This is a genomic window from Mesorhizobium sp. WSM3224 (assembly GCF_000427725.1).
Taxonomy (GTDB): Bacteria; Pseudomonadota; Alphaproteobacteria; order Rhizobiales; family Rhizobiaceae; genus Mesorhizobium.
On record NZ_ATYO01000029.1, the window covers coordinates 77,005 to 89,461 of the forward strand.

12 protein-coding genes are annotated in these 12,457 nt (G+C 61.1%); 7 read left to right on the forward strand and 5 right to left on the reverse strand.

Going from position 1 to position 12,457, the window contains the following annotated elements; all coding sequences use genetic code 11:
* Both YU3_RS0128865 and YU3_RS0128870 read left to right on the forward strand, forming a co-directional pair.
* Complete coding sequence (locus YU3_RS0128865; RefSeq protein ID WP_245273690.1) at positions 1-723, forward strand: FAD:protein FMN transferase; 723 nt, start codon at positions 1-3, stop codon at positions 721-723.
* Complete coding sequence (locus YU3_RS0128870) at positions 720-2,231, forward strand: RnfABCDGE type electron transport complex subunit D (protein WP_027169486.1); 1,512 nt, start codon at positions 720-722, stop codon at positions 2,229-2,231. Before YU3_RS0128865 ends, YU3_RS0128870 begins: the two co-directional genes overlap by 4 nt.
* A 7-nt stretch (positions 2,232-2,238) precedes the next feature.
* Here the strand turns inward: YU3_RS0128870 and YU3_RS0128875 are convergent, their stop codons facing one another.
* From YU3_RS0128875 to YU3_RS0128885, 3 genes are read right to left on the reverse strand one after another with little or no spacing between them, the layout of a single operon-like run.
* Positions 2,239-3,579 carry a HAMP domain-containing sensor histidine kinase gene (locus YU3_RS0128875; RefSeq protein WP_027169487.1) on the reverse strand — a complete coding sequence of 447 codons (1,341 nt, stop codon included), beginning with the start codon at positions 3,577-3,579 and terminating at the stop codon, positions 2,239-2,241.
* The gene (locus YU3_RS0128880; protein WP_027169488.1) at positions 3,579-4,244 is read right to left on the reverse strand and encodes a response regulator transcription factor; all 666 of its coding nucleotides are present in this window, start codon (positions 4,242-4,244) and stop codon (positions 3,579-3,581) included. The genes YU3_RS0128875 and YU3_RS0128880 overlap by 1 nt, the downstream gene beginning before the upstream one ends.
* The gene (locus tag YU3_RS0128885) at positions 4,241-4,567 is read right to left on the reverse strand and encodes a PepSY domain-containing protein (RefSeq protein WP_051334113.1); all 327 of its coding nucleotides are present in this window, start codon (positions 4,565-4,567) and stop codon (positions 4,241-4,243) included. Before YU3_RS0128885 ends, YU3_RS0128880 begins: the two co-directional genes overlap by 4 nt.
* A gap of 127 nt (positions 4,568-4,694) precedes the next feature.
* Between YU3_RS0128885 and YU3_RS40860 the strand changes: the two genes are divergently transcribed.
* Positions 4,695-4,964, forward strand: coding sequence for a hypothetical protein (locus tag YU3_RS40860; RefSeq protein ID WP_027169490.1), 270 nt, complete (start codon positions 4,695-4,697; stop codon positions 4,962-4,964).
* 56 nt (positions 4,965-5,020) lie between these two features.
* Complete coding sequence (locus tag YU3_RS0128895) at positions 5,021-5,488, forward strand: DUF2231 domain-containing protein (RefSeq protein WP_027169491.1); 468 nt, start codon at positions 5,021-5,023, stop codon at positions 5,486-5,488.
* Positions 5,489-5,574: 86 nt separating this feature from the next.
* Here the strand turns inward: YU3_RS0128895 and mgtA are convergent, their stop codons facing one another.
* Positions 5,575-8,253: a magnesium-translocating P-type ATPase gene (mgtA, locus tag YU3_RS37665; RefSeq protein WP_051334114.1), complete on the reverse strand. Its 2,679-nt coding sequence runs from the start codon at positions 8,251-8,253 to the stop codon at positions 5,575-5,577.
* Between the two features lie 10 nt (positions 8,254-8,263).
* Entirely contained in the window at positions 8,264-9,073 is an 810-nt protein-coding gene (locus YU3_RS0128905) for a universal stress protein (RefSeq protein ID WP_027169492.1), read from the reverse strand.
* Positions 9,074-9,325: 252 nt separating this feature from the next.
* Here YU3_RS0128905 and YU3_RS0128910 point away from each other — a divergent pair, with 252 nt between their 5' ends.
* The 3 genes from YU3_RS0128910 to YU3_RS0128925 all read left to right on the forward strand — a co-directional run.
* Complete coding sequence (locus tag YU3_RS0128910; protein WP_084508379.1) at positions 9,326-10,813, forward strand: PAS domain S-box protein; 1,488 nt, start codon at positions 9,326-9,328, stop codon at positions 10,811-10,813.
* On the forward strand, positions 10,800-11,414 hold the full coding sequence (gene fixJ / locus YU3_RS0128915) for a response regulator FixJ (protein WP_027169494.1): 615 nt from the start codon (positions 10,800-10,802) through the stop codon (positions 11,412-11,414). The genes YU3_RS0128910 and fixJ overlap by 14 nt, the downstream gene beginning before the upstream one ends.
* Positions 11,415-11,884: 470 nt before the next feature.
* Positions 11,885-12,457 (forward strand): aminotransferase class I/II-fold pyridoxal phosphate-dependent enzyme (locus YU3_RS0128925; protein ID WP_027169495.1); only part of this gene is annotated, 573 nt, incomplete at its 3' end.

Genomic DNA, 12,457 nt, shown 5'->3' on the forward strand with positions numbered 1-12,457 from the left:
ATGATGGGCATGCCCATCACCGTCGACCTCGGCGGCTCGGTCGGCGACCTCATCGGGAGGGTCTTCGACTATTTCGACGATGTCGACCGGCGTTTCAGCACTTACCGTCCTGACAGCGAGATCTCGGCCATAAACCGGGGCGACATTCCGGTCCGCGACTGGAGCGGGCAGATGATGGAAGTGATCAGGATTGCGGAGCAAACCAGAAGGGAAACGGCCGGGTATTTCGACATCCACAGGCCCGACGGCGCGCTCGACCCCTCCGGCATCGCCAAGGGCTGGGCCATCCGCAACGCGGCTGAAATCGTCCGTCGCGCGGACATCAGCGACTTCTTCATCGAGGCGGGCGGCGACATCCAATCCTCCGGCAAGAATGCGTCCGGCGGAGACTGGAGCGTCGGCATCCGCAATCCCTTCAACACGGATGAGATCATCAAGGTCATCTATCCGCGCGGGCGTGGCGTCGCCACGTCCGGCACCTATGCTCGCGGCCAACACATCTACAATCCTCACGGTTTCAGCAACCCTATTACCGACATCGTCAGTCTGACGGTCATCGGGTCCGATGTTCTCGAAGCCGATCGCTTCGCCACCGCTGCCTTTGCGATGGGCCGGGACGGCATCTTCTTTATCGAGCAGACACCCGGGCTCGAAGGATATCTCATCGACAGCAACCGCCGTGCCACGCCGACAAGCGGCTTTGGAGCCTTCTGCCAGTCATGATCAAGACCCTCGACCGGCTTCTCGACCACATCACCATGTATCGGCTGGTTCTCTACTACCTGGTGGCGCTGCTGAGCGCCGCCTTCGTCTTGGGCTTCCTGAGTCTTGTACCGCACCGTCCGATAGAGCTCGCCTTTACGACCGCCCTGGTGCTGGCCACTTGTTGGATCGCCAACAAGGTTTTCGCACGCATCTTCGAGGTTCCGGCCAACAGCGAGTCCGTCTACATCACCGCGCTGATCCTGGCGCTCATCCTCGATCCGGTTGCCGCCGCCGATGCCAAGGCCATTGGCGCCGCGGCATTCGCATCGGTCTGGGCGATCTCGTCGAAATACATCCTGGCCGTCGGCAGGAAGCACCTGTTCAATCCGGCCGCGCTGGGCGTTGCGCTGACAGCGCTCTTGCTCGATCGTCCCGCCACATGGTGGGTGGGAGGCAGCGTCTGGCTGCTCCCCTTGGTGCTTGTGGGCGGCGCTCTTGTGGTGCGTAAGCTGCGCCGGCTCGATCTCGTGGCCACGTTCCTCGGAGTGGCGCTGGCGACGATACTGGCGACCACCAACCCATCTCAATATGGCGCCGCTATTGCGGAGACCTTCAGCTCGTCGCCGCTGCTGTTCTTCGCCTTCGTGATGCTGACCGAGCCGCTGACGGCGCCTACAACACGCCGGGCGCGTATCGCGTTCGCTGGCATCGTCGGCTTCCTATTCGCACCTAACGTCCATATCGGCCAGTTCTATTTCACACCCGAACTCGCTCTCCTGGCGGGTAACCTCTTCGCTTACGCCGTGAGCCCGAAGGGCCGGTCGGTGTTGACGCTGGAACGCATCGAGCAAACGGCCGTCGACAGCTACGACTTCATCTTCAGGTCGCAGCGAAAGCTCGCTTTCCAGGCGGGCCAGTATCTTGAATGGACGCTTGGCCTCGACCGTTCCGACAACCGCGGCAACCGACGCTACTTCACGGTTGCCTCATCACCTACCGAGCAATCGGTGCGGCTGGGCGTCAAGTTCTACCCGCAGTCGAGCGCCTTCAAGCGGGCCCTGGGCGGCATGAAGCCCGGCGCCACGATCCACGCTTCACAACTGGCCGGCGATTTCACGCTACCATCCGATCCGACGACCAAAATCGCTTTCCTGGCTGGAGGTATTGGCATCACGCCGTTCCGTTCGATGTTGCAGTATCTCGTCGATCGCAAGGAAGTGCGGCCGATCATCGTACTCTACGGAACCGAGAGCCAAGACGACATCGCCTATCGTGACGTGCTCGGCTTCGCGAGGCGCGAACTAGGCATCCGGACATTTCACGCCATCGCCAAAGGCGCAGAGCGCGGCCAGTATCCCGGCTATATCGATGCCCGCCTGGTGCGGCTGACGATGCCCGACTACCTCGAACGCACCTTTTACATTTCCGGTCCCCAGGCGATGGTCAAGGCGGTGCGCAAGAGCCTGCTGGCAATGGGCGTTCGCCGTTCCAGAATCAAGGTCGATTACTTCCCCGGATTTGCCTGAATGCCGCTCAACCGTGCCGCGGCAAGTAGATGGTCACCGCCAGACCGGAATTGGCATTGGCCATTTCGAGGCGGCCCCCGTAGGCTTCGACGATATCCGAAACGATCGCTAGGCCGAGGCCGCTGCCACCGCCCTTGCTGTCAAGCTGAACGCCACGCAACAAAGCGGCGTGCCGGGCGGTCTTGGGAATGCCCGGCCCATCATCGACGACTTTGATGATCACCTCGCCAGCGCTCGCGGATGCGGTTACACGAACCAGGGATTTCGCGAAGCGCGTCGCGTTTTCCACCAGATTGCCGAGGACCTCGGATAGATCGCCCTCTTCCACCGGCGCCATGAAACCCTCGGCGGCATCGATCACGAATGAGAGCCGCTTGCCTCTTGGGGTGCGTTTGACGACGGCGACCACGCCGCTCGCCACGTCTCGGACATGGCAGGCGGCATCGCCGGGAACGCCGGGCGCCAGACGAGCGCGTGCCAACTCCCGCTCGACGTGGCGACGAATTGCGCTCGCGCTTTTCTCGATTTCGTCGGCAAGCTCGCTTTCGCCTTTTTTGCGTAAAGTCCGGATATCGGCGGACAGGACCTGCAGGGGCGTCTTGAGGCCGTGCGCAAGGTCGGTGGCGCGCGAGCGCGCCCGAGAGAGGGCTTTCTCCTGGGCGTCGAGCAAGCGGTTGATCTCGTCGGCGAGTGGCTGCACTTCGCTCGGCGCTGCCACGTCAAGCCGTGCCGTCCGCTGCGCAATCACGTTTTTGACTGCGACCCTCAGGCTTTCCAGCGGCGCCAGGCCAACGGTGATCTGGATGAAGAAAGCCCCCATCAGAGCGAATGCGAGCACCATGAGCGCCGGCGCGAGGTCTCTGACATATTGTCCTACCGACACCTCCACGTTGCCATGGTCTTCCGCCACAACGGCGCGAAAGGACCGCCCATCGACGTCAGTGATCGTGCGGAGGACGGCGACGGTGAGCTCGCCGTCCGGCCCCTTGAGTTCTTCCTTCCTCAGTTCGCCATTAGCGGGCTGCTCGGGCAAGGCGAGCGTGGCATCCCACAGGGAACGCGATCGAACAAGGCTGTGGTTGGCAAGATCTTCCACTTGCCAGTAGTGCCCGGACAACGGACTGGCGAAGCGCTGGTCTGCCAGCGTTGAGGCGACCGACAGGCGGCCATCGGCTGTGAAGCTCGTCGCGGCAATCAGCTCATTGAGGTCAACGGTCAACTCGCTGACAACCCGCCGCTCGACGTTGAGCTCAAACAGATAGCGCAGGCCAACGCCGGCGATGGCAAGGGCAATCACAATCGATATGGCTGCGGCCGACCAAAGCCTGAAGCGGATCGAATTGCGCATCAGTCAGGTCCGTCCGGCACGAAATATCCGAAGCCGCGTCGTGTCTCGATGACATCACTGCCAAGTTTGCGCCGCAGACGTGCGACGATGACTTCGATAGTGTTCGGATCGCGTTCATTGTCGGAACTGTACAGATGTTCCGCGAGCTCGGTCGGCGCGACCACACGGCCGGCGTGATGCATCAGGAACGCGAGAAGCCGATACTCAAGCGGTGAAAGTGCCACAGGGATGCCACGAAGCGAGATGCGCATCTGGCGCGTGTCGAGCAGCAAGGGACCCGATTTCAGGACCGGTGCCGCCTGCCCGCCTGAACGGCGCAGGATGGCTCGCAGTCGCGCCAACAGTTCCTCCATTTCAAAAGGTTTCGGAAGATAGTCGTCGGCGCCGGCGTTGATGCCTTCCACCCGCTCGGTCCACAGCCCCCTCGCCGTCAGGATGAGGACGGGAAAGCGGCGGCCGTTAGCGCGCCAGCGCTTCAGCACGGTAAGGCCGTCGAGCTTCGGCATTCCAAGGTCAAGAATCGCTGCATCGTAGTTCTCAACGTCGCCTGCAAACCAGGCAGCTTCGCCGTCATTCACGATATCGACGGCCATGCCCGACGCCTTCAAAACCGCCGTGATGTCGGCCGCTATGCGTGGTTCGTCTTCGGCCACGAGGATCTTCATCTGTGGTCGCCTTCGCGGCCCAGAACACCGCCCGCGCCAGCATCGACGTCAACGATCCGACGCCGTCCATCGGCAGCTACCACCTGGAACCGATAGATCCACTTGCCTTCGGCGCGAATGAGGTCGACCGCGACGATCTCGCCAGGAGCCTTGGCGCGGACAATGGCCATGATATCGGCAAGGCCCTCGATTTCGCCGCGCTCATAAAGATCGCGCGCCCGATCGTGGTCGTCGTCGTCATCCTGTGCCCTGGCGGCGGCCGGCAAGGCCAGCACAAGTGCGGCCACGCCCAGAGCTGCCAGGCTCATCGACACGGTTTTCATGGGAGAGAGCTGTCGCATGTGGAAGCTGTCAAACCGCTGTCAATTATCGTCAGCCGGCGGCAAGGACCACGCCTCTATCAAGGGCTGCCGCGCCCGATGATGGGTGCGCAGAGAAGGAGACGAAACCATGCGCAATTTTCCTGTCTTGCTTGTCGCCCTGGGAGGTCTGACCGCTCTTGTCATACCCGCCGCCGCGGAATCCGACCATGGATCATGCGCAACCGCATCATTCTCCATTTCTTCGGCAACAATCGACCTTGAGGCCATCCCCATGATGAGCGCCGCCGGTCCCAAGTCGGTCAAAGGTGTCGATGACGACGAATGTGGCGGCGGCAAGCCTGTATCCGGCGCCCGCGGCGAGCGGCAAAACGAGGAGCTAGGAGACAGCGACGACTGACAGTCGATCGGGCGTCCAGCGACCATCACTCCCAATCTTCCTGGAGAATATTTGCAATGCCTGAAATTCAGCATATCCATCCCATTCTCGTGCATTTCCCTATCGTGCTCATGTACGCGCTTGTAGTCATCGATCTTGCCGCGCTCGCCAATCGAAACGCCGTGACGACCCGCTCGGGCGTGGGGACGATTTCCACTTTTGCCGCCGTCGCCGCAGGGCTCTTTGCCGTCGGCACCTGGTTCTTCGGCGGCATGGCCCTCGACCACGCGGAGGCCGCCGGCTTCAGCAGCGAGATAGCGGAAATCCATGAGGGCTTGGGCGAGATCAGTGCCTTGACCTTTCTGGGCTGGGGCCTGCTCCGGCTCGTGCTGTGGGTGCGAAATCGAGAGCTGGGTAAGCTGACCCTCGCCATTCCCGCGATTGAAATAGCTGGCGCGGCGCTGGTCACAGTAACAGGTTATTATGGTGGGCAGCTGGTTTACGACCTTGGCGTGAACGTCGCCAAGGCCGCGGTCGGAGGGTAACCTTTCCAACGTTCGACCTCGATCCATCACCATGCAAGAAGGGCATGGTACGAGCAGCGCGCTCGGCATCGAGCCACATCTCCTGACTAGCCTGCGATTCGTGTTGGTCTGTTTGTGGCTCGATCCAGGTATGGGCCAATCGCTTTTCTTCTGTGCTTGCCTCGACCGCCGTGGGCGAAGAGCCGACCCTTGGTAACCTCCGACACAAGCACGTACAGCACGGTGATCGCGAGCAGCCCGGCCAGCACAGGTCCCGCCAGAGGCACAAATCCGAACCAGCCGGCGAACGGGGCAAAAGGGATGGCAATGGCGATCACGCCGACGCCGAGGGCAAGGCCCGCGAGCAAATGGCTGGGATGGCTGCGCCACAGCCTCTTGTGGGTCCGCACGACGAGCACGATGGCAAGTTCGGTAAGCAGGGATTCCACGAACCACGCGGTCTGAAACGTGGCTGCCGTAGCATGAACGACCAGCAGAAGGAACGCGAAGGTTGCAAAGTCGAACAGGGAGCTCAACAGTCCGAAGCTCACCATGAAACGCCTCACGAAATGAATGTCCCAGTGGCGCGGCCTGCGCACCTGATCGGCATCGACATTGTCACCCGCGATCGCAAGAGCTGGGATGTCGGAGAGGAAGTTGTTCAGCAGGATCTGCTTTGCCAGCAGCGGCAGGAACGGCAGGTACAGCGAGGCGGCGGCCATGCTGATCATGTTGCCGAAATTGGCGCTGGTAGTGATGGAGATGTATTTCATCGTGTTGGCGAACGTCTTTCGGCCATCGTCGACGCCCTGCACCAGCACGCCCAGATCGCGCTTCAGCAATATGATGTCCGCGGCCTCGCGGGCGACATCGACAGCGGTATCGACCGAAATGCCGATGTCGGCTTCATGAAGTGCCGGCGCGTCGTTGATGCCGTCGCCAAGATAGCCAACGACGTGGCCGCTCCGGCGCAGTGCTTCGACAATGCGCTCTTTCTGATTTGGATCGATCTCGACAAAGAGATCGGTATTGCGGACACCTGCCAGAAGCCCATTCTTCGTCAGTTTCGATAGATCTTCGCCGGTCATGATCCTGTCGGACCGGAGACCCACAGCTTCAGCAAGATGGGCGGCGACATAGCGGTTGTCGCCGGAAATGACCTTTACGCCGATACCCCGACTCGCAAATGCAGACAGCGTCTCACGCACACCTTCCTTCGGCGGATCGAGGAACAGCAGGAACCCCGCGAACGCCATTTCAGTCTCGTCGTCACGGCTGAAGCCTGCCTTGCTCTGAAATCGCCGGATCGCCAGGCCGAGAACGCGATACCCTTGCGCGCTCCAGCGCCTGAACTTCTCGTCGATGGCTTGGCGTTCCGCCGCGTCCAAGGATTTCAGGCCATCAGTACCCTGAATAAAGGAACAGGCTTCGAGAACGTTCTGCACAGCACCTTTGGTGATCAGGATCTGTTGGTGAGCCACGTCCCGCACAGCGACCGATAACCGCTTGCGAACAAAGTCATATGGAATCTCATCAATCTTGGTGAAACTGGGCCGTTCTTCTTGTTCAGGCTGGGCATTCGCTATTGCCTCGTCCAAGGGATTCTTCAGCCCGGTCTGCAAAGTCGCGTTCAGCCGTGCCCAGAGCAGTACCACCTCCGAAGCATTGCCCTCGACATCGAACGATCCGTCGAGGTGAATGACGCCCTCGGTCAGCGTTCCTGTCTTGTCGGTGCATAGCAGGTCCATGCTGCCGAGATTCTCGATCGCATCGAGACGACGCACGATCACACCGCTGGCGGCCATCATTCGCGCTCCCCTGGCCAGGGTGACGCTGATGATCGCGGGAAGCAGTTCGGGCGTCAGCCCAACGGCGAGAGCAAGCGAAAACAACAGCGATTCGATCAAGGGCCGATGCAGCATTAAGTTGGCGAAGAACACCAGGATGACGATCACAAGCATGATTTCGGTCATCAGATATCCGAACTTCCTGATGCCGCGAGCGAACTCGGTTTCCGGAATCCGCCGCTCCAACGCCTCGGCGATCGTCGCGAACTCGGTGCGCGCTCCCGTGGCGACGACAAGCACCTTCGCCGTTCCACTGCGAACTGAGGTGCCGGTGAAGACGGCATTGGTCCGCTGCGCAATACTGGCCTCGGGCGCGGACCGGCCGGCGGACTTCACGACGGGGAAGGTCTCGCCGGTCAAGACGGACTCGCTGACATTGAAATCCCGCGACTCCAGGATCACGCCGTCGACGGGGATGAGATTTCCGGCCGACAGGCAGACGACGTCGCCAGGAACAATGTTCTCGACATCGACAGTCCGTTCGGAGCTATCCCGAAGCACGGAGGCCTTGCGGGAAATATGCTGCTGCAGCGCCTCCATCGCGCGAGAGGCCCCGTATTCCTGGGTGAAGCTGAGGACGCAACTGGCAAGCACAATCGCGCCGATAATCGCCGCTTCATGGCCTTCGCCGACAAACGTCGAGACGGCGGCGGCGAAGACCAAGATCAGTACCAGCGGGCTGCGAAACTGGCGGGCAAAGACTGCCAGCGCCGACCCGCCGGAGCGTGGCGCCAATGCGTTTGGACCGAATTTCGCGAGCCGGATCGCTGCGTCGACGCTCAAAAGACCGGACGTCGAGGTCTCCAGTTCCGCCACCAACTGATCTGTTCCGAGCGACCAGTACGCGCGCTCGGCGAGCCAGGGTAGGCGGCTGATCGCTTGCTCTTCGTTTGGGATGGCTGTCGGTCGTTCCGGCTTGCCGATTCTGCTGATCGCCATGGCCGGCCCATCAGTTCGACAGCAAGCGGCTGATACCCGCCTCGTGCATTATCGAACGCGTAACGCCCCCGAAGGCCCATTCCCTCAGCCTGCTGTGGCCGTAGGCGCCGGAAACAATCAAGTCGGCATGGATCGAGTGCGCAAACGCCACAAGTCTGTCACCGTCCGCGTCACCGACGATCACTTCGGTTCGCGCCATGATGCCATGCTGCTCCAAAAACACCGCGACGTCGGCGAGGCTGTCTCGAACATCGGTTCCCGAGGCGGCTTCCATTGTGGCGACTACAACCTCTTTAGCCTTGGTGAGGAGCGGCAACGCGTCGGACAAGGCTCGTCTTGCTTCCCGGCTGTCTTTCCACGCGACCAGGACGGTTTTCCCAACCAGGTGTTCGGCGTTGCCCGCCGCAACCAGCACGGGCCGACCAGCCCCAAGCACCAAGCTTCCTATATCGAGAGCACGGAAGACATCGTCGCCGCCATCGACGGTCACGATGAGATCAGCCGAGCGGGCTACCAGCCCCAGAGCGCGAGTCGGACCGCAAATATATTGTTTCCATTCGCTGCTGGTGGAGTGCGGGACGAGGCTTTCGAAAATGTCGCGCTGTTCGGCAAGGCGCTTCTCGATCTCCTGCCGTTTGACCTGCATGATCTCGCCTTCGTAGACTAGGCCCTCACCCGTGGCCACCAAAGGCGGAACGTCCGCGGCAGCGAAGCCGATGAGGTGAGCATCGAAGCGATGCGCCATTTCTGCCGCAAGCTTCACGATTGGTGCGGGATCCGCATCGACGGCCAAGTTGACGACAATAGTTTTGTAGGACATGCGGGCACCTCAGGGCGACGGGGTCACGTCCTGCTTGCTTCCTCGCGAGGCGCGGCGCCTTGATATCGGTCAAACGCAGATGTTTGCGAATGCGGGCACGGGTGCTAAACCAGCGACCGTCAGGTTTCACAAGCAGGATAGTATGTGAGCAAGCAGCAGCAGCCAGCCTCCCCAGACATCGCCGAGGCGGCAGCCCCGTCGGATCGTGAAGGGAGGCATGACGAGTTGCCGGAACATGAGCTTCTTGCGCTGATGTTCGAACAGGCTCCGGGTTTCATGACCCTGCTCAGCGAACCGGACCACATCTTTCAACTGACCAATGCGGCTTACCAACGCCTGATCGGTCAGCGGCAGGTTATCGGCAAGTCGGTTCGCGAGGCCTTGCCCGAGCTCGAGGGGCAGGGATTCTTCGAATTGCTCGATCGTGTCAGCGAAACCGGAGAGCCTTATGTCGGACACGGCGTCAAGGTAGTCCTCCGCAATGCTGAGAACGGGGTCGGGGAGGAGCGTATCCTGGACTTCGTGTACCAGCCCATCAGGGCCAGGGATGGCCGGATCACTGCTATCTTCGTTCAGGGCACCGACGTCAGCGATCTGTCCTTCGCCAACGCTTCGCTGCAGCTGCGTGAGGATCACCTGCGTTCGATCCTAGCGACGGTACCCGATGCGATGGTCGTCATCGACGAAGGCGCCAATATCCAATCCTTCAGCACGGCGGCCGAGACTTTGTTTGGCTACAAGGCCGGCGAAGTCATCGGGCACAACGTCAAGATGCTGATGCCCTCGCCGTACCGGGATGAGCATGACACATACATGCAGCGTTACCTGACGACGGGAGAACGTCGCATTATCGGACTTGGCCGAACGGTAACTGGGTCGCGCAAAGACGGATCGACCTTTCCGATGGAGCTCGCGGTCGGCGAAATGCATCCGGGAACCGGCCGCTTCTTCACCGGCTTCTGCCGCGACCTGACGGAACGCCACAGAACGGAAGCCAGGATGCAGGAACAGCAGCAGGAACTGCTTCACATGGCGCGCTTCACCGCGCTTGGCGAAATGGCCTCGACATTGGCGCATGAGATAAACCAGCCACTGACGGCCATCACGAACTACCTCAAGGGCAGCCGTCGTCTCCTGGAGAAAAGCAAGGACGAGAATGCCGCCATGCTGCAGGATGCTGTCGAGAAGGCTGCCGAACAGGCCCTGCGCGCTGGCGACGTGATCCGTCGCCTCAGGGATTTTGTCGCCAGGGGTGAAAGCGAGCGTCAGGTCGAACGTCTGTCAACGCTCATCGAGGACGCCTCGTCGCTTGCTTTGGTCGGCGCCAGGGAAGCAGACGTGCGCGTCAGTTACGATCTCGACCCGGCCGCCGAGCTCGTTTTGACCGATCGAATCCAGATCGAGCAGGTATTGCTGAATCTGATGAGAAACGCCGTGGAGGCCATGCAGGGCGCACCCAGGCGGGAATTGCATGTCGTTACCGTGGCACGGCGAGATGGCATGGCTGAAGTTGGTGTGATCGACACTGGCCCGGGGCTTGCGCCAGAGGTTTCAGCCCAACTCTTTCAGCCTTTCGTCACGACCAAAAAACATGGAATGGGTGTCGGCCTGTCCATTTGCCGCACTATCGTCGAGTCGCATGGCGGTCATATTTGGGCAGAAGCAATGCCTGGTGGCGGAACAGCGTTCCGATTCACTTTGCGCGCCGTGGAGAAGGATGAAGTCGCTGGTGGCCAATGATATCGTTCATGTGGTCGACGACGATGTCGACGTTCGCAAGTCGCTGGGTTTCCTTCTGGCGACAGCCGACTTTGCCGTGCGCCTCTATGAATCGGCAACCGCATTCCTGGCAACGGAACCAAAGGAACTCGACGGCTGCATCGTCAGCGACGTGCGCATGCCCGGCATCGACGGCATCGAGTTCCTGCGACAGTTGAAAGGCCGCGGCCTCAAAGTGCCGGTGATCGTGATGACGGGGCACGCCGATGTCGCCCTGGCCGTCCAGGCGATGAAGGAGGGCGCCGCCGATTTCATCGAGAAGCCATTCGACGATCAGGTGCTTATCGATGCCATTCGCTCGGCCCTGGACCACCGAAGCCAGCCGGCCGCAGAGCACCCACAATCGACGGAGATCAGGAAGAATCTCGCCACGCTATCGGAACGGGAGCGCCAGGTGCTGGAAGGGCTTGTTTCCGGGTTACCGAACAAGACGATTGCCTATGATCTGGGGATCAGCCCGCGCACGGTCGAGATTCATCGCGCCAATGTCATGAGCAAGATGGGCGCCGGCAGCCTCTCGCATCTGGTACGCATGGCACTGATCGCCGGCCCTCAACATTAGAGCAATCCCAGACACACGCGCAGAGGCTTTCCGCTCGGAACCGCCGCTCTAAGGCGCGTTTCGAAGTGAAGCCACCCTGCCTTCTCGGAGATGCCAGTCGCGCCAATGGGTCGGCCGAATATCGATGCGGATACCGGTAACGGCATGCCGCCAGCCCTCCCGGCCTTTTTCGCAGGGAAATACAAGCGGGTGCAAGCCTTCCTCATCCAGAACGGCTAGTTCAAGGCTGCGGCCAAACGGAGCGCTTGCTATTGGATTCCACATCCGGCCAGCGTGGGCCGAAGCGCTATTCCACGCTTTGATTTGAATCAGTTTTTTGGGCGGTTTGAGTTGAAGGGACCTGCCTACGATGAAGCATCTGCGTGTCCCGTAGGTTTTGACATAGCTCAAAGCGGAGAGCGTGCCCAGTCCGTAGGTTGAGTCCGAACCGCCCCAGCCTGCGGTCGGCTTCTTGCACAGGACATTTCCATATGAACTACCAGCGGTTCTTCGAGGATGCGATCGACCAGCTCCACGCCGAGCGGCGCTACCGCGTTTTCGCCGATCTCGAGCGCATCGTGGGCAAGTTCCCGCGCGCCATCTGGCGTTGCAACGGCCGCGCCGAGGAAATCACCGTATGGTGCTCCAACGACTATCTCGGCATGGGCCAGAACGCGGACGTCATCGCCGCCTTCCAGACCGCCGCCGGCAAGATGGGTTCGGGCGCAGGCGGCACCCGCAACATTTCCGGCACGTCCAACCCGCTGGTCGAGCTGGAGCAGGAGCTCGCCGACCTGCATGAGAAGGAAGCNGCGCTGGTGTTCACCTCCGGCTTCGTCTCCAACGAGGCCTCGATCTCGACCATCGCCCGGCTTTTGCCCAACTGCCTGATCATCTCGGACGAGCTGAACCACGCCTCGATGATCGAAGGCGTGCGCCGCTCGGGCGCCGAAAAGAAGATTTTCCGCCACAACGACGTCGCGCATCTGGAAAGCCTGCTGCAGGCGGCAGGCCGTGAGCGCGCCAAGCTGATCGTGTTCGAAAGCGTCTATTCGATGGACGGC